General features: G+C 45.6%; 24 protein-coding genes and 1 tRNA gene. 10 read left to right on the forward strand and 15 right to left on the reverse strand.

Annotation, left to right across the window (positions count from 1 at the left end; translation table 11 throughout):
* Positions 1-88: 88 nt before the first annotated feature.
* The 8 genes from QCB45_RS04980 to QCB45_RS05015 all read right to left on the reverse strand — a co-directional run bounded on the left by QCB45_RS04980 (position 89) and on the right by QCB45_RS05015 (position 7,017).
* A complete protein-coding gene (locus tag QCB45_RS04980; RefSeq protein ID WP_279419745.1) occupies positions 89-730 on the reverse strand; it encodes an urea amidolyase associated protein UAAP2 in 642 nt (213 codons plus the stop codon).
* Positions 714-1,457, reverse strand: coding sequence for an urea amidolyase associated protein UAAP1 (locus QCB45_RS04985; protein ID WP_279419746.1), 744 nt, complete (start codon positions 1,455-1,457; stop codon positions 714-716). Before QCB45_RS04985 ends, QCB45_RS04980 begins: the two co-directional genes overlap by 17 nt.
* A gap of 2 nt (positions 1,458-1,459) precedes the next feature.
* Positions 1,460-1,942, reverse strand: a complete 483-nt coding sequence (locus QCB45_RS04990) for a ribbon-helix-helix protein, CopG family (protein WP_279419747.1) — start codon at positions 1,940-1,942, stop codon at positions 1,460-1,462.
* A gap of 2 nt (positions 1,943-1,944) precedes the next feature.
* Entirely contained in the window at positions 1,945-2,871 is a 927-nt protein-coding gene (locus QCB45_RS04995) for an ABC transporter ATP-binding protein (RefSeq protein WP_279419748.1), read from the reverse strand.
* Positions 2,872-2,885: 14 nt separating this feature from the next.
* Positions 2,886-3,851, reverse strand: a complete 966-nt coding sequence (locus QCB45_RS05000; RefSeq protein ID WP_279419749.1) for an ABC transporter permease — start codon at positions 3,849-3,851, stop codon at positions 2,886-2,888.
* Positions 3,852-4,090: 239 nt separating this feature from the next.
* Entirely contained in the window at positions 4,091-6,100 is a 2,010-nt protein-coding gene (locus QCB45_RS05005) for a hypothetical protein (protein WP_279419750.1), read from the reverse strand.
* A 375-nt stretch (positions 6,101-6,475) separates the two neighbouring features.
* A tRNA-Met gene (locus QCB45_RS05010) sits at positions 6,476-6,552 on the reverse strand.
* A gap of 87 nt (positions 6,553-6,639) precedes the next feature.
* Positions 6,640-7,017 (reverse strand): winged helix-turn-helix domain-containing protein, encoded by a 378-nt coding sequence (locus QCB45_RS05015; RefSeq protein ID WP_279419751.1) that lies wholly within the window; start codon positions 7,015-7,017, stop codon positions 6,640-6,642.
* 158 nt (positions 7,018-7,175) lie between these two features.
* On the opposite strand from QCB45_RS05015, the gene QCB45_RS05020 reads away from it, so the two are divergent.
* Positions 7,176-7,373: a DUF2892 domain-containing protein gene (locus tag QCB45_RS05020; RefSeq protein ID WP_279419752.1), complete on the forward strand. Its 198-nt coding sequence runs from the start codon at positions 7,176-7,178 to the stop codon at positions 7,371-7,373.
* A 67-nt stretch (positions 7,374-7,440) separates the two neighbouring features.
* On the opposite strand, the gene QCB45_RS05025 is transcribed toward QCB45_RS05020, so the two are convergent.
* Positions 7,441-8,016, reverse strand: coding sequence for a hypothetical protein (locus QCB45_RS05025; RefSeq protein ID WP_279419753.1), 576 nt, complete (start codon positions 8,014-8,016; stop codon positions 7,441-7,443).
* Positions 8,017-8,223: 207 nt separating this feature from the next.
* Between QCB45_RS05025 and QCB45_RS05030 the strand changes: the two genes are divergently transcribed.
* The 9 genes from QCB45_RS05030 (at position 8,224) to QCB45_RS05070 (ending at position 18,973) form a co-directional block, all read left to right on the forward strand.
* Positions 8,224-9,270 (forward strand): GGDEF domain-containing protein, encoded by a 1,047-nt coding sequence (locus QCB45_RS05030; RefSeq protein WP_279419754.1) that lies wholly within the window; start codon positions 8,224-8,226, stop codon positions 9,268-9,270.
* Between the two features lie 471 nt (positions 9,271-9,741).
* Positions 9,742-12,009: a class 1a ribonucleoside-diphosphate reductase subunit alpha gene (gene nrdA, locus QCB45_RS05035; RefSeq protein ID WP_279419755.1), complete on the forward strand. Its 2,268-nt coding sequence runs from the start codon at positions 9,742-9,744 to the stop codon at positions 12,007-12,009.
* 384 nt (positions 12,010-12,393) lie between these two features.
* On the forward strand, positions 12,394-13,641 hold the full coding sequence (gene urtA / locus QCB45_RS05040; RefSeq protein ID WP_279419756.1) for an urea ABC transporter substrate-binding protein: 1,248 nt from the start codon (positions 12,394-12,396) through the stop codon (positions 13,639-13,641).
* 143 nt (positions 13,642-13,784) lie between these two features.
* Entirely contained in the window at positions 13,785-14,711 is a 927-nt protein-coding gene (gene urtB / locus QCB45_RS05045) for an urea ABC transporter permease subunit UrtB (protein ID WP_279419757.1), read from the forward strand.
* A gap of 12 nt (positions 14,712-14,723) precedes the next feature.
* Positions 14,724-15,827 (forward strand): urea ABC transporter permease subunit UrtC, encoded by a 1,104-nt coding sequence (gene urtC, locus QCB45_RS05050; protein ID WP_279419758.1) that lies wholly within the window; start codon positions 14,724-14,726, stop codon positions 15,825-15,827.
* A gap of 46 nt (positions 15,828-15,873) precedes the next feature.
* Positions 15,874-16,620 carry an urea ABC transporter ATP-binding protein UrtD gene (urtD, locus tag QCB45_RS05055; protein ID WP_279419759.1) on the forward strand — a complete coding sequence of 249 codons (747 nt, stop codon included), beginning with the start codon at positions 15,874-15,876 and terminating at the stop codon, positions 16,618-16,620.
* Positions 16,621-16,632: 12 nt separating this feature from the next.
* A complete protein-coding gene (gene urtE / locus QCB45_RS05060) occupies positions 16,633-17,322 on the forward strand; it encodes an urea ABC transporter ATP-binding subunit UrtE (protein ID WP_279419760.1) in 690 nt (229 codons plus the stop codon).
* Positions 17,323-17,363: 41 nt separating this feature from the next.
* Positions 17,364-18,596, forward strand: a complete 1,233-nt coding sequence (gene fmdA / locus QCB45_RS05065) for a formamidase (RefSeq protein ID WP_279419761.1) — start codon at positions 17,364-17,366, stop codon at positions 18,594-18,596.
* A 14-nt stretch (positions 18,597-18,610) separates the two neighbouring features.
* Entirely contained in the window at positions 18,611-18,973 is a 363-nt protein-coding gene (locus tag QCB45_RS05070) for a zinc ribbon domain-containing protein (protein WP_279419762.1), read from the forward strand.
* 95 nt (positions 18,974-19,068) lie between these two features.
* Here QCB45_RS05070 and QCB45_RS05075 read toward each other — a convergent pair whose 3' ends face one another.
* The 6 genes from QCB45_RS05075 to ureE form a co-directional block, all read right to left on the reverse strand.
* Complete coding sequence (locus QCB45_RS05075) at positions 19,069-20,817, reverse strand: VWA domain-containing protein (RefSeq protein ID WP_279419763.1); 1,749 nt, start codon at positions 20,815-20,817, stop codon at positions 19,069-19,071.
* Between the two features lie 24 nt (positions 20,818-20,841).
* Positions 20,842-21,885, reverse strand: a complete 1,044-nt coding sequence (locus QCB45_RS05080) for an aliphatic amidase (RefSeq protein WP_279419764.1) — start codon at positions 21,883-21,885, stop codon at positions 20,842-20,844.
* Positions 21,886-22,216: 331 nt separating this feature from the next.
* Positions 22,217-22,861 (reverse strand): hypothetical protein, encoded by a 645-nt coding sequence (locus QCB45_RS05085; protein WP_279419765.1) that lies wholly within the window; start codon positions 22,859-22,861, stop codon positions 22,217-22,219.
* A 3-nt stretch (positions 22,862-22,864) separates the two neighbouring features.
* Complete coding sequence (gene ureG / locus QCB45_RS05090) at positions 22,865-23,467, reverse strand: urease accessory protein UreG (RefSeq protein ID WP_279419766.1); 603 nt, start codon at positions 23,465-23,467, stop codon at positions 22,865-22,867.
* A 41-nt stretch (positions 23,468-23,508) separates the two neighbouring features.
* Positions 23,509-24,171, reverse strand: coding sequence for an urease accessory protein UreF (locus QCB45_RS05095; RefSeq protein WP_279419767.1), 663 nt, complete (start codon positions 24,169-24,171; stop codon positions 23,509-23,511).
* 15 nt (positions 24,172-24,186) lie between these two features.
* On the reverse strand, positions 24,187-24,669 hold the full coding sequence (gene ureE, locus QCB45_RS05100) for an urease accessory protein UreE (protein WP_279419768.1): 483 nt from the start codon (positions 24,667-24,669) through the stop codon (positions 24,187-24,189).
* Positions 24,670-24,677: the final 8 nt, after the last annotated feature.

The following is a 24,677-nucleotide window of genomic DNA, read 5'->3' on the forward strand; positions in this document are numbered from 1 at the left end:
TTGCTAAGTGAGTCGTCCCACTTTTAACTTCTCGCCAAACGGTCGCACCACCTGGCCGTCCAAGTGGTGCCTCGGCCATTCTCGACCGTTATTCTTCCCAAATCACCATTTCAACCGGTGTCGGGTTATAACCGTTACATGGGTTGTTCAATTGAGGACAGTTCGAAACCAATACCAACGTATCCATATGCGCAGTCATTTCGACATAACGTCCCGGAGCTGAAATCCCGTCGTCAAAATCCAGATGCCCGTCCGGAGAAACCGGCACGTTCATGAAGAAGTTGATGTTGCTCGACAAGTCACGCTTGGTCATATCGTAATCCCACTTGCTCAATGCCGTCAGAAAGCTGTCTCGGCAAGAGTGCATGTGTCGCTTATCGATCGAGTAACGGACCGTGTTACTCTCAGCCGAACACGCTCCGCCCAAAGTATCATGGCGACCACAGGTATCGTCAGTGATGGTCAACATCGGGTTGTTCAGGTTAGAACGTAAAACCGACCCCGTTGTCAGATAGATGTTCCCTTGCCCCTTAATCGTATCCGTGGCACTGTAACGCTCTTCGGTATCGTTGGCGTTATAGAACAGCGTATCCACCGCTTGGTTTCCTTCCAAGTCGACGATACGGAATTTTTGGCCGGCTTTGACCACATACATCCATGGATCACCCGCCTTTACCACTTCACGGTGAACGATCTTGTTGTCCGGAATCTGTTCAGTTGCTAAAGTCATAAGGCTTCTCTCCATAGTAAATCGCTGTGTTGTAAAACGCTCGTTCGTTTTCTTTTTTGTGTCTCAGGCAGGCATCGTCGCTCTGCACAGGTTCGGCTTTCATAGCCGTCAACTCAATCGGTTTTGGTGCATACTCAGTATTCGGATCCAAAGGATGCTGGGCGGTTGCCAATACGACGATGCAATCCATCTCGAAACGTAAGTCGACATAATCACCAGCTTGGCTATTGTCTGCAACGTAAGTCATGGCGCCGTCCAACTCGACTCGAATTTTAGAAAAGAAGTTGGCGTTAGGAACCAAATCCTTAGCATCCAATCCCCATTTCTCCAATTCATTGATCAGGCTGTCATAGCCATTCTTGAAGTAGTCGTTATGGACTGACTGATAATCCGCTTCACCGTATTTCTCTTTGACCATAGCCGCATCCGAGATACCGCCGATGGTATCGTGCCAGCCGCAAGTATCTTCGACGATCGAACACATAACACGGCCCATATCCGAATAACAGACATTAGGTGTCGTCAAAAATGCCGTTTTTTGCCCTTTAAGCGTATCCGGCATGTTGTAACGTTCACTCGGAACTTCGATGTTGTACATCAGCGCAGAAACATTGGCTCCGCCTTCCAAGTCCTTGATTCTCAAAGTCGTACCGCGACGCATCACGCCTGACCAGTGCGCTCCACCCGGAAGCTGCTCGGACCAGATAATTGAATTTTGATCACTCATAATTACCCTTCTTTCCTTTCGTACATATTTTGTGGGACCGTCTCTTCCTGGCTTTGGATTGGCGGCAACGCCGAATTGACCAGATAAAGATTTCCGGTTTTAACCCCTCTGTTAGCGATCATCTCATCGCTGATTAACTGTAATTGTTGTGCAGAACCCTGCAGAAGATTCACTTCCAAAGTATGCTGATCCACCAACTGAATCTGTGTGGAAGAGATAATTTCCGCCACATATTTGTGTTTAATGCCATTCAAACGGTGCTGCAAACCCGGTACCGTATGATCGTAATAAAGCGTGACCGTTCCGGCCATCACCTCATCACTGTGCTTCTGATTCTGCAGCGCCACCTCTTTCTGGATCATCTCCATCAGCAAAGCAGAGCGGTTATTGAAGCCGCGACGCTTTACCAAGCGATCCAGATTCTCCAATAATTGAGCAGGCATTGATGCGCTGACTCTGACTAGTGATGACTTATTCACATTCATAATTAAAAGATACTCGGTACTTCTGCATTCACCGGAACCATCTGAACCATACTGAGCTTTTCCTCAATATCCAGATCAGTGATTGGCGGATGAACCAGAGTTTCTAAATAACGCTTGGTCGCCAAAAACGGCTCGCTCAACATAATGTCCAACGGACGTGGACGTGGAAGCGGCACTTTCAACACTTCACGAACGCGTCCAGGATGCGCATCCAACACTAACACTCTGTCAGACAGATAAACCGCCTCATCCAGATCGTGCGTGATAAACAGAATGGTGATGTCGATGTTCTGCCAGATCTCAAGCAGATACTGCTGCATCTTCGCGCGGTTCTGCGGATCCAATGCCGAGAAAGGCTCATCCATCAACAATACTTTAGGCTGCGTTGCCAAAGCTCGAGCGATGGCAACACGCTGCTGCATCCCTCCCGAAAGCTGATGTGGATAGGCTTCGGTGTATTTCGACAAGCCAACCAAATCGATCCATTGAAGCGCCTCGGTTTCAGCATCCGGTTCAGCCATTCCTGACTGGACCATACCAAACATGACATTCTTCTTAACGGTCATCCACGGGAACAAGGTATAACGCTGAAACACCATCCCACGATCCTGGCCCGGACCTTCAACCGGAGAACCGGCCACTACCATCAAGCCATCATCAGCTGTTTCCAACCCAGCGATGGTTCTTGCCAAAGTCGACTTACCGCAACCTGAAGGCCCAACCACACACATAAACTCACGACGATAAGCATCAAAATTAATTCCACCCAACACTTGGTTGACCTGCCCCTTATGTTCAAATGACTTTTGCAGGTCCTTCACTTCAATGGAAACCGGGCGCTTTTCAATTCTCTCGAAACGCTCCATGATTTCGGGTGTGTAATAGGCATCCAGAGCGTGCTTTTGGGTTGTATAGTTCTCTTTTTTCATAAGCCTCTAACTCCTTATTTTGAACCGCTGTGCCATGGGAAGAATTTTTTACCTAACCAACCAAGGATAAGGTCGGTCGTCACCCCGATAATTCCGATAATGAGGATTGCTGCGAATACGTTATCAAAGTTCTTGTAGCGGGCCTGCTGAGTGATGAACCATGTGATACCCGAGCTCGTCCCAATCAATTCGGCAACAATCAAATAAGTCCACGCCCAACCCAAAAGGATACGCATATCTCGATACATATCCGGCAGCACACCAGGAATAATGACGCGCTTCAATAGAGACAGGCCACTACAACCCAAGGTCAAAGCCGCCTCAATCAGCGCCGGACTTAATTTACGTGTCGTATTAGCCACGATTAGAATCATCTGGAATACCGTTCCGATAAAGATGATGGCCACCTTCGGCGCATCGTAAATCCCAAGAATTGCGACTGCCAGCGCCCCAAAAGCAGGAGCAGGAAGATAACGGAAGAATTCGGTAAAAGGCTCAACCAGCTTTGAAATAGACTCGTAAGTCCCCGCCAAGATCCCCAGCGGAACACCAATCAGTACCGACCAGAAGAAACCAAGCGCGATAATCTTGATACTGTGCAACAAACTCTCATGCAACCATGGTTCGTTGCTGCGCTTTGGTGGAGTGGTAAATGCAGTATACAAAGCGGTAGCCACTTCGTGGGGCGCTGGAAGATAGACCGGATTGGATGAAACACCTTCAGGAGGGATTTTCGATTCGGAAGTTTTCTTCTCGACTTCTCGGTAGAAAACCTCTTTATCGACCAACATGCCCACTCTCAGATAACCGGCGTCGCCCGAATTGGTAATCTCAATCTTAGGGTGCCAGATTTGAGGAACGTAACTCACCAAAGACCAAAGCAATAATGGCAGTAAGAAACTTGCCAAAGTCAGAGTGTAATTGGATTTTGCATCTAGAGATGCTCTTGGTGTAAACCATGTTTTGGGTAATAACTGCATTTTTTCGCCTATTTATTACATTTTTCTAAAAACGTAATAACAAGAAAAGCATACGAAATTCCAATTTCGTAATAACGCAATTAAATCATAATGTTATGCAAAAATAATGCATTTCACATGGAAAATTAGATCAAAATGTGCACCGTTATCATCCTTGAATGCACCCTAATATGACAAATAAAAAAGGCCACAAAAGTGGCCTGCTAGAAACGCAAAGGGATGCCAAACAAAACAACGGATTAAATACCGGTCATTACCAACGCAATGACATCGTTATCATAACCATCGCCATTTTTATACTCGCGATACCCCTCACCGACACGATAACCCAATAAATAAGGACGATCGCTCCACTCCCAGTAAACGGTATCGCTTACGCCATTGTCAGCCTCAAGCACCTCTTTCGGCACCTCAAGAAGCGTTCCCACCTCCAACTCCGGCAGAGTAGAGGAAATAACATTACCAAACCTGTCTACAAAAGCACTGAACGTCGTATCATTGATCACCTGATTGATATATTTCGGCTGAGTCTCTTTCAGCATTGCCTCAAACTGAGGCTTACTGTCGAACACCAAAGCAATACCACCGACATTGCGATCCATATCATTCCAATCCTTGACGGCCGCATGATAGATATAGGTGTAATCCCCACCATACAACTCGGTTTTATGGAAGTCGGAAACCACATACTCCTGCGTGTCCTTCAACCCCATACAGCGGGAAGTATCTGTAGGACGCGGAATAATGGTACCGATCAACTCGTTCTCAGCCGGATTAGACACAGCCAGAATTCTGCCCTGACGGTCGTAAAGCATGATATTGGTATAAACCGTATAAAGCTTATTGATGTAGGAGAGAATGTCACACAATGAACGTGTTTCGTCTGCCGAAATTTCATGCGTTTCATTCTGCTTAGTCAAAACCTTTCGGAAAGTACTGTTCAAAGCCCACCAGCGACAGTCGTTGGCACGTTCGTACAGATTTCGATCCATAACCTCAACACCCAAGGTCGCACTAAACGCCACCTTCCCCTGAATGGTTTTGATCAGAACGTAATGAATATGATGAATGAAACCACTGAAAATTTCCTGAATATCAACACTGATATCCTGGAAACTATCCAGAATCGGTAGGAAAGCCTTAACGTCACGCTTGATCGAAATGATCTTACCGTTGAGGATTACAATTAATAACAAGGTACTGACTTTCAGGTTCGTTTCTTCAAGATCCCTTAAATACAACGGCGAATCTTTAGGTATTGAGACATCCAGATCCTTACCGCTACTCTTATCATCAAAGGCAACCTCATTCGGAACATCAACGTAACCAAACCAAGGCAAGCCGTAGAACCCCTGATAACCACCTGTCTTGGCCGAAAAATGAAGATTGGCTCCGACACGGACCGGCTGAGTAAACCCTTCCGGATCCACTCGCTTTTCACCGATCGGATATTTGTTCGGCATATTTGTTGCAATCACCCGGCCACGATCATCCAATAATGAAATCCCATAACCATCTTGATCCGAGTTCAACGTTTTAAACAAACGAGCCATCTCGTCTTCGAAATCGAAACTCAAACAAAGCACGCCGACAGACTGCCTTCTACCATCAATGTCCGCCTCGATTTTCTTGGCATAAATCAAGCTCGAAGGCTTATTCGGGAACAAGTCAGAATGACGATAAACCTCAAGATACTCTTCATCGGTAGACAACGCCTGCTGGATAATCGGATCGGAACTTCTTTCAACCGGATTGGAGGGATCGAGCTTTGCCCAAACCTCTCCCCCTGGAGAAATCAACAACACATCATCGTAAACGGTATATTTTGCAACATACTCTTGAATACGACGATGAATGAAGGCACGGTCATCATCACTGACACTCTCCGACGCCATGTACTCGACCAAATCGTCATCCGTAGCCAGGAACCCAACATCCGCCGTACGCTCAAAAAGATTTCGAATAAGAATATCAATCGACGCCTGGGCCTTAAGAATGATTTCGCTATTCGCCTGGTTCATATAACGCCCGATCAAACCCTCGATCATCACATCACGAAGTTGCTGAAACTCTTTCTGAGTTTCAACGATCGACACCAGCAGCTGGGGATCAATATTCTCGTTATTGATCTTTCCAACCATAGCGACCGTGGTCCACCAAAGATCTTGATGTTCCAACTCTGAAAGGTACTTTTTTACTTGTGGCAAATACTGAATAAATTCTCTATACGAATCGGAGCTTCCCTGCATTTATCGTCACCAAAGATTAACAATTAGGCCTAGCAACAAGCAAACAACATTCCATGTCCGCCTGCCAACCTTCAAGCCGCAAACAACCACACCACCCAAGACCGCAAACAAAGGGAAAAAGAGAATTAAATCAGAAAGATGAAAAACTGCATTTGTTTACAAACATGAACAATTACTATTCGTAAAAAAACTTAACGACCATCCTCTCGCCCCCGCACGCAAAAAAACAACTGCAACAATTATGGGCACAACAGCACCATAATTGCGCATCAAGGCACCCGGACATACACACCTGCAAACAACAAACAGAAAGGAATTGAGAGACAAAAAAGACAGACACAAAAAAACCCGCACAAGGCGGGCTTTTCAAGAATATGGTGGCTACACCGAGATTCGAACTTGGGACCCCATCATTATGAGTGATGTGCTCTAACCAGCTGAGCTATGTAGCCAAAAAGAATGCGCGTATTATAGATTCTTGGCAACAGATGTCAACATCTATCACGACTTTTTTAAACCGGTTTTCAACAAAAAATCCATTAGAACCTTTTTGATGCATTTTCCAGGAATTCGATCAATTCCGATTCAAGCTCCCTGAAGCGCTTTATGAGGGATTCCCCCTCTTCCGTCAAAGAAGTTCCGCCCCCAGATTTCCCTCCTTGAGCCTTAACAACCAAAGGCCGGTCGGACATGTTATTCATCTCCTCAATCAACTTCCAAGCCTTTTTGTAGGACATCCCCATCTCCTTGGCAGCACGATTGATCGAACCATAACGGGCAACGTTCTCCAGCAACTGAATCCGGCCTATTCCGAGATACCCTTGTTTTTCACCGGTAATCCAGAACCGGGCACGAATCCGACTGGAATACTTTTCGCCCGGTAACTTTATGGCCTCGGAAACCTTTTCTTTTTCCAACAAAACAACTCCAAAAATCAAACCACATATATTAAATATGTCATTTTCATATCACTTAAATCTAATGTCTATTGACACTCTATAATTATAAGGACAGTATATTGAAAGCAACATCAGAAAACCATTTATAAGCAACTTAAAAGGCAAAGGAGTTTTAAATGAATGTTGGCAGACTGGATCAAATGATTCGCATCATTGTCGGCGCGTTACTGATTATCGCATCCTTGGCAGGACTGATTGGAGCATGGGGTTACATTGGTATCATCCCACTTCTTACAGGATTCTTCCGCTGGTGTCCGCTCTATAAATTATTGGGAATTCAAACCTGCCCACTACACGAGAGTGCAAAGCGCTAAAAAAAAAGCCGGGAAATTCCCGGCTTTTTACACTGAACACTCTAAAACGTTTTAAGAGTACTTCTAATTACATTCCGTGAAATGCCTTGAACTTAGAAATCAAAGCTTCAGGACGCTTCTTCTTCTCTGCTTTAGTCAAAGCGTAAACAACCGTTTCACCTTTTGGTCCACCACCGATAACAGTCAAACGGAACGGAACTTCACCGTGAGCCATGAACGCTTTGAATAGGTCCCAGTTATCAAACACGTTGATACGACCTTCAGAAACGATTTCTCCATAGAATGGATCTGCAGGAGGCATACGGCCTTCAAGCATTTCAATAGAAGGAATTCCGCTCAACTTCTTCTTGTCTGCCTTAGTCAAACCATGAACAACAGTCTCACCTTTAGGACCTGCACCAATGAAAGTTTTACGGAAAGGCGTTTCACCTACTGCCAAGAATCCTTTATAAAGATCAGCATCGTAAAAAACGTTCATACGACCTTCATGATAAACAATGTATAGATCGTCATTGTTCAAGGCTTGTTCTGCAGCTTTAGCTTCAACCTTCTTAACTTCTTCTTTCGCTTCCGGCTTTTCCTGGTTCATGGAACAACCAGCCATGACGCTTGATGCCAATACGGCTACCAACAACTTCTTCATAACAATCTCTCCTAGATAGATTTTTAAAAACCACGCTAGTTTAAATAACCTACGTAACAATTAGATGACCACTTTGTTACAAAAAAATGAAACCGCCTACAATAAAAAGAAAAATTTCTCTTCCAAGCAACAAACCTTTAATATAATTGCTCAAATCCCACAATTTTTATATAAATAATAAAAAAAGAAAAAACGAGACTTTGTTAGATGAATCGCACCCCCACTTCCGTTTTACAGCGCTATCAAGCAGATAAAAACAGATCTGAAGCACTATCCAAACAAAGCCTTGAAAAAATCGACGAACTCAAACTAAGCAGCAATCCGATTCATTTCACACTTATCTATGAATGGCTCAGTCAAGCCGATCCATATTACAGTGAAGAAATGGATCGCATCATTCGCCAAGGCAATTACGATGACAAAACAGCCGAAAACATGTTTATCGGCTTGATCACGCAACTCCTTTACAAAACACTGCCTACAGAAAAAGCGTGCACTCTGCTTAACGAACTACTCTCCAAGCTCAATCGTTGGGTAGCTGAAAACAACAAAAAACAAGAAACGCTAAATAACGAAATCAGCACCCTCTCGGATTTCGACCTCCCGGAAGAAGCTAGCGTTGCTTTAAACGACCGAATCCTACCTCTTCTTAAAAGCTTAAATAACGACGCAAGTGAACTAGAGCGTCAGGTCATCAAATCGTCCGAGGAAATTCGGCTGTTGAAAGAAGAGTTGGAACGGACATCAATCATCGCAAAAACAGATGAATTGACAAACATCCCAAACCGTCGCGGCTTTAACGAAATCATTCACAAAATAAGCCTGGAAGCTCAAGAAGCCCAATCCAGCTTTGCAATCATCCTGCTTGACCTTGATCATTTCAAAAACGTCAACGATACCTTTGGGCACCTGATTGGTGACAGCGTTCTTAGATATGTCGCCAAACTACTACACAATGAAACCAAAGGACAGGACAGCATCGCACGCTTCGGCGGTGAAGAGTTTGTTGTCCTGTTACCGGGCACAACTTACGATTCTGCAATCCAAGTTGCGAACAATATCCGCAAGAAAATCGCAGCACGCCCTTTACAAATCAAAGCAAACTATCAGACATTGAAACTTACCGTTTCATCCGGCGTTGCCATGTATCAAATGGGCGAAGACCTGGAAAAACTATTCCACCGCGTAGATCAGTGCCTATATTTGGCCAAATCCAAAGGCCGAAACGTTGTCTGCGGCGAAAGCGAACTATAATCTCGTCCAAATCATCAACAGCCATCATTCCAATTGGCTTTATCTTATAACAAGAAAAAAGCCAATCGTTTTTTCGCATTTTTTTCAAAAAACAGAAATAGAATTTTTTACCCGCCAATAGAAAAATTTATTTATATTTTTTTGAAAGAAACTCACAAAGTTATCCACAGGCCTAAAAGCATTGATTTCTACGCAATCTTAGAAGTTTTCCACAGGAATCTACCTCTTATTCCATTAAAAAACTCCCTTTTTCCTGTATTGCATGCAATTTAAAAATCCACTATATTTTGCGTTAGCAAATATAAAATTTAACTATATCTAGTAGTAGATAATTTGTAAGGCACAATGTATTAGTTACACAAATTAGAGTGTAATTTTCCTTACATCCCTAAGCTTCTGAATTTGCTAAAAAAACCATTTTATACATAAAAAACCATTGCCAACTTTTTATACACAGGTCTAAAAAAGCTCATGACGAATCAGAACATCCAAGTCACCAAACGTAATGGCACAACGGAAGCCATTGATTTAGAAAAAATCCATCGCGTGATTACTTGGGCTGCGGAAGGCTTAGAAAATGTTTCCGTATCAGAAGTGGAATTGCGCTCGCATATCCAATTTTATGATGGAATTACCACCTCCGATATCCATGAGACAATTGTTAAATCTGCAGCAGACCTGATTTCAGAAAACGCGCCGGACTATCAACATCTGGCAGCTCGCTTGGCAATCTTCCATCTACGTAAAAAGGCATTTGACCGTTTCACACCTCCAACGCTGTTCGAACACCTGAACAAAATGGTTCGTACCCGTCTTTACGACGCACAGGTTCTTGAAGATTACAGCAAGCAGGAAATTGACGAGCTGGACACCTACATCAAACACGACCGCGACATGAGCTTCAGCTACGCGGCAGTCAAACAGCTAGAAGGTAAATATCTGGTTCAGAATCGCGTCACCGGTAAAATCTATGAAAGCCCGCAGTTCATTTACATGCTGGTTCCGATGTGCTTGTTTGCACATTACCCTGAAGAAACCCGTTTACAGTACATCAAAGATTTTTACGATGCAGCTTCCCTATTCAAGCTGTCTCTACCGACACCAATCATGTCCGGTGTCCGTACCCCAACACGCCAGTTCAGCTCTTGCGTACTGATCGAGTGCGGCGACTCCCTTGACTCCATCAACGCGACCTCCTCTTCAATCGTCAAGTACGTTTCCCAACGTGCGGGGATCGGGGTCAACGTCGGGCGAATTCGCGCACTAGGAAGTGAAATTCGTGGTGGTGAAGCCTATCACACAGGGATGATTCCATTCATCAAACACTTCCAGACAGCTGTAAAGTCTTGTTCACAAGGTGGCGTCCGTGGTGGTGCCGCAACTCTGTTCTTCCCAATCTGGCACTTGGAAGTTGAATCGCTAATTGTCTTGAAGAACAACCGAGGCGTTGAAGAAAACCGCGCCCGCCACCTGGATTACGGCGTACAGATTAACCGCCTGATGTATCAACGCATGATCGAAGGTGGTGAAATCGCACTATTCAGTCCGTCTGACGTACCTGGTCTATACGATGCTTTCTTCGAGGACCAGGAAGAGTTCGAGCGCCTATATAAGATTTATGAAGCGGATGAAAGCATTCGTAAAAAGAAAGTCAAAGCACTGGAACTGTTCACTCAGATCGCACAGGAACGTGCACAGACAGGCCGTATCTACATCCAGAACGTCGACCACTGTAATACACACAGCCCGTTCGATCCAAAACAGGCTCCGGTACACCAGTCAAACCTATGCCTGGAAATCGCCCTACCGACCAAATCACTTGAATCGGTTGAAGATCCAAATGGTGAAATTGCTCTATGTACGCTTTCTGCCTTCAACCTCGGCGCCTTGGAAAACCTTGACGAATTGGCACAACTTTCCGACCTGATTGTTCGCGCCCTGGACAGCTTGCTTGATTACCAAGATTATCCAGTTGAAGCTGCGCGCCGTGCCAGCATGGGAAGAAGAACCCTTGGTATCGGGGTCACAAACCTGGCCTACTATCTGGCTAAGAACAAAACTAAATACTCTGACGGCTCGGCAAACGGATTGATCCATCGCACTTTTGAAGCAATCCAGTACAACTTGCTTAAAGCATCTAACAATCTGGCCAAAGAACAAGGTAAATGTGAACTCTTCAATGAGACAACCTATGCTCAAGGCATTCTTCCTATTGATACCTACAAGAAAGATCTCAATGAAGTGTGTGACGAACCTCTACACCTTGACTGGGAAACCTTGCGCACAGAGATTCAAGAGCACGGCTTACGTAACTCAACATTGACCGCGTTGATGCCTTGCGAAACCTCTTCGCAAATCACCAACTCGACCAACGGGATCGAACCTCCTCGCGGCTATGTGTCGGTAAAAGCTTCAAAGGACGGTATCCTGAAACAAGTAGTACCTGGCTTCAAGGAACACCGCAACGATTATGAACTTCTTTGGCACATCCCAAATAACCGTGGTTACCTACAATTGGTCGGCATCATGCAGAAGTTCGTAGACCAAGCCATCTCGGCTAATACGAACTACGATCCAGCCAAATTCGATGAAGACAAAGTGCCGATCAAATTGGTTCTGCAAGACCTGTTACTTGCATACAAAATGGGACTTAAAACGCTTTATTACCATAATACGCGTGATGGTGCAGACGACTCTCAAGAAGATGACGGATGCGCTGGCGGAGCGTGCAAACTCTAACCCGCTCCCACCCCTAAACCCTCATCCATTCAGGGCATCGCAACGATGCCCTACCCTTTCCCTGAATATGATTTACCATCCCCCGAAACCACCCAGAAACCTATAATATCAACTACTTAAGAAACAAGTAACTTACCACCTACCTCCGTTAAACCTTCTCTTTCATTAAAAAATACCACCGCAAAACAAACCACCTCATAAAGCACCACAAAATTACAAATTAAGCACCATTGGTGTGCAGACTCTGATGCAACAAATCAAAGTTTTCTCAATGTTTCCTAAAAATAAACTATTTTTACCACATGGCACATCTCATGCTAGACATAGCTGACTTTATTGTCCATTTAACCACTGAATGTTCTAAACAAGAGAGGCTAAAAACTCATGAAAAAAGAGATTTCTTCAAGTCGACTAGGGACTACCCGTCGTACTTTACTAAAAGGCTTGGCAGCACTTCCTGCAGCAATGGTACTTGCTTCAAGCTCTTACGCGGCAGACGTTAACACAACTGGTCTAGCTGTTACTGACGATACTGTAAAAGTAGGTATCCTTCACTCAATCACCGGTACTATGGCGATCAGTGAAACCGGTTCTGTTCAGGCTGAAAAACTAGCTATCCAACAGATCAACGATATGGGTGGTGTATTGGGACGCAAGATCGAATACATCCAGGAAGATGGTGCTAGTGACTGGCCTACTTTCGCTGAAAAATCTAAGAAACTACTTGTAAACGACAAAGTAGCGGCTGTATTCGGATGCTGGACATCTGCTTCTCGTAAAGCGGCTCTTCCTGTTTTCGAACAGTATAACGGTATGCTTTTCTACCCTACTTTCTACGAAGGGTTGGAACAGTCTCCTAACGTAATCTACACAGGTCAAGAAGCGACTCAGCAGATCCTTAAAGGTATCGACTGGGCGAAAGAAACCAAAGGCGCTAAGAAATTCTTCTTGCTTGGTTCTGACTACATCTGGCCACGTACTTCAAACAAAATCGCTCGTAAGCACATCGAGAAACTTGGTTTGAAAGTTGTAGGTGAAGAGTACTACCCACTAGGTCACACACAGTTCAACTCTGTAATCAACAAAATCAAACTTAAGAAGCCTGACGTTATCTTCACAACTGTTGTTGGTGGTTCTAACGTTGCATTCTACAAGCAGCTTAAAGCAGCTGGTATCGATCTAACTAAAGAGAAGCCATTAGTACTTACTCTATCTGTTACCGAAGATGAAATCCTAGGTATTGGTGGTGAGAACGTTGATGGTCTATACGCTTCAATGAAGTACTTCCAGAGCCTGCCTAACGACAACAACAAGAAGTTCGTTGCAGAATTCAAGAAGATGTGGGGCGAAAAGAGTGTTATCGGTGACGTAACTCAGGCCGCTTACCTTGGTCCTTGGATCTGGAAAGCAGCGGTAGAGAAAGCTGGTTCTTTCGATGTTGACGCTATCAAGAAAACACTTCCTGGTATCGAGTTGACTACTGCTCCAGAAGGTTATGTGAAGGTTCACCCTAACCATCACCTATGGTCTAAGTCACGTATTGGTCACGCTAAGGCAGATGGTACGTTTGACGTGGTTTACGAGTCTAAAGACTTGATCGAACCAAACCCATTCCCTAAAGGTTACCAGTAAGTTAACCGTGTGCAGTCCATTCGTGGGCTGCACCTAATTAAAGACTCTAGTACAGCATAGAGTCTTTAATTAGGTGTCCGACATACAAAGAACACTTTCGATTTTTTTACTTAGATTATTTTACCTGCCAGGAGGAAAAATAAATGTTTGCTGACTATACATGGGCCGAACTGGGCTCAATTTTTGCGATGCAGGGCTTTGCCGGCCTGATCCTATTCTCGGTGCTGTTATTGATGGCACTAGGTTTGGCGATCATTTTCGGGCAAATGGGAGTTATTAACATGGCACACGGGGAGTTCATGATCCTGGGTGCCTACATCACGTATCTGACGTCCAACCTGTTCTCAACTTATCTACCGGATCTATTCGGTATTTACTTCTTCATAGCAATGATTTTTGCATTTATAGGAACCTTCCTCCTCGGGTCCCTGGTCGAATGGACGTTGATCAGACACTTATACAAGCGTCCACTTGACACCCTTCTGGCAACTTGGGGGCTTAGCTTGATCCTTCAACAGCTTTACAGAACCGTTTTCGGTCCACGTGAAGTAGGGGTCACACTTCCAGACTGGATGATGGGATCTTACGCAGTGAGCGACTCAATCGAAATTCCTGTAAACGGGATGATCGTTATGGTCATCACATTAGTCATCACCATCGGCGTATTCCTTTTCCTACAGAAATCCAGAAGAGGTAAGCAATCTCGAGCGGTTGTCCTAAACCGTGCGATGGCAGGTGCCGTCGGTATCGATACGGCACGAGTAGACAGATTCACATTTGCACTAGGTTGCGGTATCGCAGGTATCGCTGGTGCGACATTCACCATGATCGGTTCAACCGGCCCAACTTCCGGACAGTTATACATCGTTGACACCTTCCTGGTCGTTGTATTTGGTGGGGCGGCAAGTCTTCTGGGAACAATTGCGTCTGCATTCAGTATTTCGCAAGCACAGTCGATCATGGAGTTCTTTATGAGTGGTTCCATGGCGAAGGTATTAACGCTACTAACAGTCATTGTGATTCTGATGCTTCGACCACAAGGCTTGTTCTCACTTAAAGTTCGTCGCTAGGAGAATAATAAGATGTTACAAAGTAAACTACGTTCATTAACCCCTAAGAATGATGTCATATCATTCCTGATCCTGGCAGCGATCCTATTGGTCGCCCTGCCACTATTATTCGACATCTTCCGATTGAACCTGATCGGAAAGTACCTGACTTTCGCATTCGTCGCGTTGGGATTGGTTCTTTCCTGGGGACTTGGCGGTATTCTGAGTTTGGGCCAAGGTATCTTCTTCGGAATCGGTGGCTATGCCATGGCGATGTTCCTGAAGCTTGAGGCTTCATCCCCTGAAAACACCAAGATCCAGTCCACTCCGGGTATTCCTGACTTTATGGACTGGAACCAGTTGACTGAACTTCCATGGTTCTGGGAACCGTTCCACAGCCTAGGATTCACCATTTTCGCAATCTTCGCTCTACCGGCTTTGTTTGCATACATCATCGGTGCTGCGATGTTCAAACGCCGAGTCGGCGGGGTGTACTTCGCGATCATCACTCAGGCGATCGCTGCAATCATGACCATCCTGGTCATCGGTCAGCAGGGTTACACCGGTGGTGTAAACGGTATCACTGACTTGAGAACCTTGTTGGGATGGGACATCCGTACGGATTCCGCTAAATACATCCTGTACTTCGTCAACTCGATTCTGCTACTGGCAACATTGGTAGTGGCTCAATATATCCGTAAGAGTAAACTTGGGCGTCTGCTGGTTGCGATGCGTGACAGTGAAGACCGTGTTCGCTTCTCGGGTTACGACGTTGCAAACTTCAAGATTTTCATCTTCTGTGTCGCCGGTGTTTTCTCTGCTCTCGGTGGTGCCATGTTCACCCTTCAGGTTGGATTCATGTCGCCTTCGTTGATCGGGATCGTACCTTCGATCGAAATGGTTATCTTCGCAGCCGTAGGTGGAAACCTATCCATTTTCGGTGCGGTTTATGGAGCGTTAATTGTTAACTGGGCTAAGACGATTCTTTCCGAATCTTACCCTGAATTATGGCTTTTCGCGATGGGTGGTTTATTCATCGCCGTGGTACTTGCATTCCCTAAAGGTTTGGCAGGAATCTACGAATCCTATGTACAGCCATTGCTAAATAAAAAATTCAAGTCGACGCAAGACAAGTAAGCCGACGAATAATTAACGATTAATGACTTAGGTATTGGAGAACACCATGTACCAACAAAAAGATTTTGTATTAACTATTGAAGGGCTTACTGTTTCGTTCGATGGATTCAAAGCCGTAAACGACGTGTCTTTATACATCGAAGAACAGGAGATCCGGGTCATCGTAGGTCCAAACGGAGCTGGTAAAACCACCGTACTAGATTTGATCTGCGGACGCACCAAAGCGACCGAAGGGTCAATCAAGTTTAAAGGCAAGGAACTGACCAAGCTTAAAGAGCATGAAATCGTACATGCCGGCGTTGGAAGAAAGTTCCAGAACCCATCTATCTATGAAGACTTGACGGTTTTCGAAAACCTGGAACTCTCTTTCCCGAGAGGCAAAAAGGTCTGGGGCGCCCTGACCTTCAGCCGTGACCAGGAAGTAATCGACAAGGTCAATGAGATCGCTTCGATGATCTTCCTTGAGGACAAGCTTGATAGTCAGGCGGCTCTTCTCAGCCATGGACAGAAGCAGTGGCTTGAAATCGGAATGCTTCTTATCCAGGATCCGGAACTCCTGATGCTGGATGAGCCGGTTGCCGGGATGTCTGTTTCCGAACGTAAGCAAACCGCTGAACTGCTTCAGAAAATTACCAAAGACCGTTCAATCCTTGTTATCGAGCACGACATGCACTTCGTTGAAGAGATTGCCGATAAGGTAACGGTACTTCACCAAGGACAGGTACTTTCAGAAGGATCGATGGAAAAAGTCCAGAACGATCCGAAAGTTATTGAAGTTTACCTGGGACACTAAGGGAGTAGAGAGATGTTAGAGATACAAGATTTGCATGTAGCCTATGGAGAAAGTGAAGTTATCAAAGGCTTGAACCTCTCCCTTAAAAAGAATGAGATCATCGCGATCATGGGTCGTAACGGAATGGGTAAAACCACCCTTATGAAATCCTTAATCGGAATGATTCCTTCAAAGTCGGGAAGCGTCAAGCTGGGAGAAACAGAACTATTCGGAATGAAAAGTCACGAACGTGTCAAAGCCGGAGTCGGTTTCGTACCTCAAGGTCGTATGATCTTCTCGACTATGACCGTAAAGGAAAACATCGAGACTGGTCTTACCACAACCGGTGAAACCGAAGTACCTGAAGACCTGTACAACATTTTTCCTGTGCTACGTGAAATGAGCAAACGCCGTGGCGGTAACCTATCTGGTGGTCAGCAGCAGCAGCTGGCAATTGCCCGTGCACTTGCAAGTAACCCGGAAGTTTTATTGCTGGACGAACCGACCGAAGGTATTCAGCCTTCGATCATCAAGGAGATGGCCCACACATTGAAAGAAATCCGCGACTCACGCGGTTTATCGATCATCGTTTCCGAGCAGGTTTTAAGCTTCGCGCTGGATGTGGCCGATCGAATTATCGTTATCGAAAAAGGCAAGATCATCCACGATCAACCGCGCGATGAAGTCGACGAAGAGAAAGTGGCTTCATATTTATCTGTTTAACCTTAACCAAGTTGAATTTATACAACAACAGGAGAACCAAAATGGCCGAAACTATCATTAAAGTCGACCTTACAAAATCCGCTTACGAAAACGAAGACATCCACAACCGTTGGCACCCGGACATTCCGATGGCCAAAATGGTTAAGCCTGGTGATGATTTCATCATCGAATGTGTGGACTGGACTGGTGGACAAATCGACAGCAGCGATGACGCATCTGACGTTCGCGACGTTGACCTTTCACAGGTACACTTCCTATCAGGTCCTGTCGGTATCGAAGGTGCCGAGCCAGGTGACTTGCTTGAAGTAGACATCATGGATATCGGAACCTTTGCAGAAAGCAACTGGGGTTTCAACGGTCTGTTTTCAAAGCAGAACGGTGGTGGATTCCTAACAGACTACTACCCTGAAGCACAGAAGACTATCTGGGATTTCAACGGTATCTACACAAAATCACGCCACATCCCTGGTGTTGAATTTGCCGGCTTGATGCACCCTGGTCTAATCGGTTGTCTTCCATCAAAAGAAATGTTGAAAGAGTGGAACGAGCGTGAAAAAGAACTGTATGACACAGAACCGGATCGCGTTCCAGCTTTGGCTACCCTGCCATATGCTGAAACGGCTCACATGGGTCGCATGAAGCCTGAAGCAGCAAAAGAAGCAGCAAAAGAAGCAGCGCGTACCGTTCCTCCTCGTGAACACGGTGGTAACTGTGACATCAAAGACCTTACAAAAGGTTCTAAGATCTACTTCCCTGTTTATGTTAAAGATGCCGGTCTTTCAGTTGGTGACCTTCACTTCAGCCAGGGTGACGGTGAAATCACTTTCTGTGGTGCGATCGAGATGGCGGGATGGATTCACCTACGCGTCAACCTGATCAAAGACGGTATGCGTAAGTATGCAATCAAAAACCCTGTCTTCAAGCCAAGCGTAATGACACCACATTATAACGATTACGTTGTATTCGAAGGTATCTCTGTTGACGGCGACGGCAAGCAGCACTACCTAGATGTGAACGTTGCTTATCAGCAGGCCTGTTTGAACGCGATCGAATACCTGAAGAAATTCGGTTATTCCGGTGAACAGGTTTACTCACTACTTGGTACTGCGCCTATGCAGGGTCATATCAGTGGTGTTGTTGATATCCCTAACGCAAGTGCTACGCTATGGGTACCAACCGGAATCTTCGATTTCGATATCAACCCTAATGCTGAAGGTCCTACGAAGCAGGTTGACGACAGCGTCAAAGTACCAACCGCTCCAGACCTTAAATAAGGAGTATGTGAACTATGCCAGTATATGATTACAAATGCCCTGAGCATGGAATATTTTTTGAACTAGCCACTATGGAAGACTCTGCAAAACCGATGGCTTGCCCACATTGCAGTACACTTGCTCCACGTGTGCTAGTGCTTCCACCAGAGCTTTTCGAGATGGATCCTAATAAAAAGGAAGCCATTGCAAGAAACGAGAAGGCTCAATACGAGCCTCAAATCTCCAACGCCGATACGCGTGCCGAGAACGAAGAAAGACTCAAGCACAAAAAAGGCTGCGGATGCCAACACCATAAGCGAGGAAGTTCCAAGCTTATGTGGACGGCAGACGGAAAGAAAATGTTCCCTTCAATGCGCCCTTGGATGATTAGTCATTAATAGGCATAGAAACAAAAAAGCCCCGCAATGCGGGGCTTTTTATTTTGTAAACTTTCAAACCATAAATCTTTAAATCACCGCTTTACTCAGATCGTTCAAGCCAGGAAGGACTTGAATACCTTCAAATACAGCTTGGTCAAAACCTGAGGAAGCTTACTAGGCTGCTCGACCACCTCGTAGTGCCCTTTTCTGAATATTTTCTGAACATATTCGTCTGCATTCTTATCGAGCGACAGACAGAATGTCTTGCATCCGGCCGATTCGATCTCTTTCACGGCAATCGCGGAATCCTCGATCAAATACTGGGCGTCATAGACGTCGATATCCGAAGGCTGACCATCCGTAATCACCAGAATCAATTTATGGCGCTCACGGCGTTTTGAGATCTTATGAAATGCATGTCTTAATGCTGCACCTAAACGCGTCGAATACGCCGCCTCTACCAATCCTAGAGACTGCAGAGAACTCTCTGAGTCCTGATCGAAGTCCTTAATATTGTAATAAGAGATTTCTCCGCGACCGTTCGAGTTAAAGCCATGAAGCGCATAAGAATGTCCAAGGGAATCCAACAACTCGGATAGCACCACGGTTGAATCCAACGTCAGATCCAAAACCGTGTTTTTGCCATCAACGTCCGGATCGTTCATCGATTCAGAAAGGTCCAACAGCACCAACAAAGAAAGTTCATGCTGCCTCTCTTTGATGTGATCGATGTAGATTCTCGACTCAGCTCCGGCACTGCCCATCTTGAAGTCGACCATATACTGGATGATCGATTCAAAATCCAGTTCCGTACCGTCTTCCTGTTTCTTACGGCGATGCATTTCAGACTGATAGGAATTAATAATCTGCTGAAGTTTCTTGACGAAATTACGATATTTATCGACGCGATGCTCTAATGCATCTTGCGCACGCTCAGTGAAAACAATTTCATTCAATGAGCACCAGTCACGCTTCCAGCGCGCGATTTTATAATCCCACTCGGGATAACTGTATTCGCTCAACACTTTCGACTTACTGAGCAATTGAGACTGGACCTCTTCCTCAACAGCCTTAAACACCAGACCTTCGTCCGGAAGAGCTTTTTCATCGTAATCGGCAACTGAACGACCGTCCAGCACTTCCTCATACCCCATACCGGTCACACTGACCGATTCCTGGACATCGGAAGACTGGTCATCCTGCTGGGAAGCCACCTCTTCGAACTTATCCCACAAATAGGAGTTATCGTCCCGGTAAGGTACCAGAACGAATTCATCCCTTTCGTTCATACTGATTCGCATCTGGCCGATGTCATTCGCCAATGCCAAGCCGACCGATTTGAACAAATTCGGGTCATGAATATCTTCGGCCACCGCCTCATTGAACAATCTCACCGCTTTTTCAATAAACGGATTGTCAAACTTGCTGGAGCCGTTTGCTAAAGCATAAGCAACCGAATAGGCGATCTCTTCAAACAATAGAGAACTGGTAGGCTGTTTTGTGAAATTACGTTTAAACAGTTTCGCCATACCCGGGAATTTTTGTGACGCCAGACGTTCGATACGCGCGTCTTCGATCAGGGAACTCAAAACCAATTGGCGGTTATTCAGTCCTGATGAATCGGTGGGCAGGGAAAATACAAGATGTGCCGCCGCATGCAGGGCTGCACTGAGAAAGAATTGCTGCGCTTCCTGCACAGAATCCGCTTCTATGAATTCGGGTAAAAAAATAGCGCCGGCACGAACGGCGGGCGCTATTTCATTTTCAGACAGAGGAAGCACACGAAAGTGCTCCTCGTAGACCGCTAATAATGTAAGTTCTAATTGACGCTGTACCTCATTTAACAACAACTTATATTTCATGAAAACATCGTCAATCTGAAGAGCTTAGCGGTGCTCTGTTGTGGTCTCTTCGTTTGGAATGCCGTCAATCGGACATTCAGCCGTTCCAACCGTCTTACGAGTGATTTTCTCAACTTGCTCTTTCGCTTTTTCAGGATCGTTGATCCAAGTTGAATAGAACTCGTAAGGACAAGCCGCAACACCTTGATCTCCTTCACCAGAGTTGATCTTACCGGTGTAACCACGGTGCAACAACTTGAACAGGTGGTTCTGAGACTGTGCGTTCTTACGGAAGTCACGGATCTGGGAAACTGACAACTCAGCGTACTGGATTCCGTAATCTTCTTCACCACACTCACCCAACGTATGACCGTCGAAACCGACAATCGCAGAGTGACCGAAATAAGAATAAACACCGTCAAAACCACTCGCGTTGGCAACTGCAACATACGTGTTGTTCATCCAAGCCATCGCTTTAGAAACCATGATCTGCTGTTCTTTGGCAGGATACATATAACCCTGACAACGTACGATCAATTCCGCCCCTTTCATCGCGCAATCACGCCAGATTTCAGGATAGTTACCGTCATCACAGATGATCAAACTGATCATCATCCCTTTAGGACCTTCAGTCACATAAGTCTTGTCACCTGGGTACCAACCTTCAACCGGACACCAAGGCATGATCTTTCTATACTTCTGAACGATTTCACCCTGATCATTGATCAGGATCAAAGTGTTGTATGGCGCCTTGTTAGGGTGCTCTTCATGCTGTTCACCGGTAAGAGAGAATACACCCCATGTTTTCGCTTTCTTACAAGCTTCCGAAAAGATGCGTGTTTCATCACCAGGAATAGTTGATGCGGTGTCATACATCTCTTTTGCATCGTACATGATCCCGTGAGTGGAATACTCTGGGAAAATGACCAAATCCATACCAGGCAGACCTTGCTTCATACCGATAATCATATCGGCGATCTTCTGGGCGTTGTCCAAGACTTCCGCCTTAGTATGCAAGCGTGGCATCTTGTAGTTTACTACCGCTACACCCACTGTATCGTTACTAGAGGATATATCACCGTGTCTCATTTCTTTTTACCCCATCTATTTGGATTACACATAACTAAAACTGGGTTGAGCCGCTGTCTAGCGCCAAGGCCATTGCCGAATATCACGTCAAGCAAAGCATTTGCATCCTAAAATGCACCCAACAATAAATATCCATAACAAGACTTGTGCCACAGGAAACATTTTTAACTATCAAGAAATGAATGCAAAACTATGTACTTGTTTTAACTAACAAAAAAATAACAAGGGAAAATTCAAACCTGATGGTAAAAAAAGAAAACCGAAAAGAATTTCTAGCCCATTAAGGGCATTCCGGCACAACAATAGTGCAAAATAAACTGACCGACACTGTTTACAGAAACGCCTGCAACCCTACCCAGCAAGAAATCAATCCTGCAAACGTAAAAGTGCCTTTAAGCCACTGCTTGGAAGTCATAAGACGAGCGTTTATCAAAGCCAACAAGCCTCCGAAAACCATGAATACAAGCGCCACTCCAAGCGTGAAACTCAAAACCATCCATCCGCTTACATCCTGACTGGAAATCGCCGATAAACTTACCAACATACCGCGAGCTCCGCCCATCCCCATCAGAATACCAAGCATGGCCGAGGTCGATAGCCAATTAAAGAACGGTCGACGGTGATGGTGCTCTTTGCCGAACCAGATGTGAATGTGCTCCTTTCCTTCATGCTCGTGTTTCGAAACATGAATACGATCCGCCAGAACCAGATACAAAAGATACAACCCCATCAGAATAATGACACTGGAAGCAATCACATCGCCATAAGCCAGCCAACCTTCAGGAATCTGCAAGGATGACAACAGTAATGCGAACAGATACAGACTCGCGCCATGCCCGATTGCAAAGCCCAATGTAACCATCATCACTTTTTTGCGTTGACGGCCGATGGAAAAATCGGCGATTGCAGTCAGATGATCCGGTCCGAAGGCATGCAACACCCCGTACCAGAAAATAATCAGCAATCCCATCTCCATGATTTACAACATCCCTTTATCGACGATGAAATCGACAATCTCGTCGACACCCTGCTGAGTCTTGAGATTGGTGAAGACATAAGGACGGTCTTTACGCTGAATCTTGGTATCCCGATCCATAACATCCAGATCTGCTCCAACGTAAGGGGCCAAATCCACCTTATTGATCACCAGCAAATCCGATTGCGTGATTCCCGGACCACCTTTACGCGGCAGTTTGTCCCCGGCGGCGACATCGATGACATAAATCGTCAGATCGGACAGTTCGGGGCTAAAGGTTGCACTCAGATTGTCTCCGCCCGACTCGATAATAACCATCTCCAATCCGTCAAACTTTTCCTGCAAAGCCTCAATGGCGGTCAGGTTCATCGACGCATCTTCACGAATAGCGGTATGTGGACAACCTCCGGTTTCAACGCCGACAATACGGTCTTCCGAAAGCGCCTGCTGACGAATCAGAATCTGCTGGTCTTCCTTGGTGTAGATGTCGTTGGTAACGACTGCCAGATTATATTTATCCCGCATTTTTTTACAAAGAACTTCCACTAATGCGGTTTTTCCCGAACCGACCGGTCCGCCGATTCCTAATCTAAGTGCTGGTTTCATACTATTCCTTTTTCTGTTTTTTTATCTGTCGTCGAAAGGGCCTAAGACCGGAACAAACGACTGTACTGCGTCTCGTGCTGACTGCTCAAGATCGCCAGATGCGGCAAACTGTTGCCGATGTTTTCCAATGGAATCTGTTGTGCCGATTTCACCGCCAGATGAATCGACGAATCCATTTGCAATAAGATTTTCTGTCCCTGGGTCTGCCCCAACGGAACCAGTTTGATCATGGCCGCCACCTGATTTTCCATCCAACTCCAGGCGAAGGCCTGTAAGGTCTCTTCAAGAGGGATATTCCAATGCTGGGCAAAGCCTGCGAACACCAACGGGTAGGTCTTTTCAAAGGAGAGGCCTTTGAAAATATCAACTTCCAAAGGTTCGGCAAGACGCAGCAGCGCCATAGCGATATGCAGGTCTTCCTGTCTAAGTTCCGCCGATTCCCTTAGAGCCACACTCAGTTCCGAACAGGATGTCAGTTTATCGAAATCGTTTTCCGACCAGGCCTGGTAGAAATGACTTAAAAGCGCCAAATCACCATAGACCAGATTGTTCAACAAAACGTCCTGGACCCAAGTCAGAGAAGTCGACTCATCATGAACAATCCCGGCATGCACGGCCGGCTCTACCCCCTGGGAATAGGCGTAGGCTCCGACCGGAAGCGTCGGACTGGACAGTTGCAACAATCTCAATAGGGAACTTTGCATCCGACCCTCCAACCTTTAATGATGGTGATGGTGGTGTTCGTCAGAATGAGAGTGAGAATGGCCATGATTATGACCGCCCCCATAGGCACCGCTCTCAGGTTGTAACGGCTGCGCTTCAACCACAACCGTACCGCCTAACAAGCGCACCATATCATCCAGAACATGATCGTGTGCATAGCGCAGCCAGTTCGGTTCAACCTGTAACGGAACATGACGGTTACCCAGGTGATAGGCAATACGCAACAACAGATGGGTGTCATCGGTGGTGATCGTTGATACGGTTTCCGGTGCGGCGACGATCTTCAATTGTTCGCCGGATTCCGATGCAATGACATCGCCCTCTTTTAACACCGTACCACGAGGCATGAATAGGCCGATTTCCTCGCCATTCGCCATGACGACTTTCAATCGGCTTTTTTCACGTTGTTTGAACGTCAACACCAACTCTTCGGCGTTGCCCTGTACGTCTTCATTGACGATTTTCGTAAACTCTCTCACGTGCCAAT

This window comes from Thiomicrorhabdus sp. ZW0627, assembly GCF_029767005.1.
In the GTDB taxonomy this organism is placed as follows: domain Bacteria; phylum Pseudomonadota; class Gammaproteobacteria; order Thiomicrospirales; family Thiomicrospiraceae; genus Thiomicrorhabdus.

Bases quoted from the DNA above. Each gene is read 5' to 3' on its own strand.
- QCB45_RS04980 (WP_279419745.1), bottom strand. From the start codon at position 730: ATGACTTTAGCAACTGAACAGATTCCGGACAACAAGATCGTTCACCGT.
- QCB45_RS04985 (WP_279419746.1), bottom strand. From the start codon at position 1,457: ATGAGTGATCAAAATTCAATTATCTGGTCCGAGCAGCTTCCGGGTGGA.
- QCB45_RS04990 (WP_279419747.1), bottom strand. From the start codon at position 1,942: ATGAATGTGAATAAGTCATCACTAGTCAGAGTCAGCGCATCAATGCCT.
- QCB45_RS04995 (WP_279419748.1), bottom strand. From the start codon at position 2,871: ATGAAAAAAGAGAACTATACAACCCAAAAGCACGCTCTGGATGCCTAT.
- QCB45_RS05000 (WP_279419749.1), bottom strand. From the start codon at position 3,851: ATGCAGTTATTACCCAAAACATGGTTTACACCAAGAGCATCTCTAGAT.
- QCB45_RS05005 (WP_279419750.1), bottom strand. From the start codon at position 6,100: ATGCAGGGAAGCTCCGATTCGTATAGAGAATTTATTCAGTATTTGCCA.
- QCB45_RS05020 (WP_279419752.1), top strand. From the start codon at position 7,176: ATGAATGTTGGCAGACTGGATCAAATGATTCGCATCATTGTCGGCGCG.
- QCB45_RS05025 (WP_279419753.1), bottom strand. From the start codon at position 8,016: ATGAAGAAGTTGTTGGTAGCCGTATTGGCATCAAGCGTCATGGCTGGT.
- QCB45_RS05030 (WP_279419754.1), top strand. From the start codon at position 8,224: ATGAATCGCACCCCCACTTCCGTTTTACAGCGCTATCAAGCAGATAAA.
- nrdA (WP_279419755.1), top strand. From the start codon at position 9,742: ATGACGAATCAGAACATCCAAGTCACCAAACGTAATGGCACAACGGAA.
- urtA (WP_279419756.1), top strand. From the start codon at position 12,394: ATGAAAAAAGAGATTTCTTCAAGTCGACTAGGGACTACCCGTCGTACT.
- urtB (WP_279419757.1), top strand. From the start codon at position 13,785: ATGTTTGCTGACTATACATGGGCCGAACTGGGCTCAATTTTTGCGATG.
- urtC (WP_279419758.1), top strand. From the start codon at position 14,724: ATGTTACAAAGTAAACTACGTTCATTAACCCCTAAGAATGATGTCATA.
- urtD (WP_279419759.1), top strand. From the start codon at position 15,874: ATGTACCAACAAAAAGATTTTGTATTAACTATTGAAGGGCTTACTGTT.
- urtE (WP_279419760.1), top strand. From the start codon at position 16,633: ATGTTAGAGATACAAGATTTGCATGTAGCCTATGGAGAAAGTGAAGTT.
- fmdA (WP_279419761.1), top strand. From the start codon at position 17,364: ATGGCCGAAACTATCATTAAAGTCGACCTTACAAAATCCGCTTACGAA.
- QCB45_RS05070 (WP_279419762.1), top strand. From the start codon at position 18,611: ATGCCAGTATATGATTACAAATGCCCTGAGCATGGAATATTTTTTGAA.
- QCB45_RS05075 (WP_279419763.1), bottom strand. From the start codon at position 20,817: ATGAAATATAAGTTGTTGTTAAATGAGGTACAGCGTCAATTAGAACTT.
- QCB45_RS05080 (WP_279419764.1), bottom strand. From the start codon at position 21,885: ATGAGACACGGTGATATATCCTCTAGTAACGATACAGTGGGTGTAGCG.
- QCB45_RS05085 (WP_279419765.1), bottom strand. From the start codon at position 22,861: ATGGAGATGGGATTGCTGATTATTTTCTGGTACGGGGTGTTGCATGCC.
- ureG (WP_279419766.1), bottom strand. From the start codon at position 23,467: ATGAAACCAGCACTTAGATTAGGAATCGGCGGACCGGTCGGTTCGGGA.
- QCB45_RS05095 (WP_279419767.1), bottom strand. From the start codon at position 24,171: ATGCAAAGTTCCCTATTGAGATTGTTGCAACTGTCCAGTCCGACGCTT.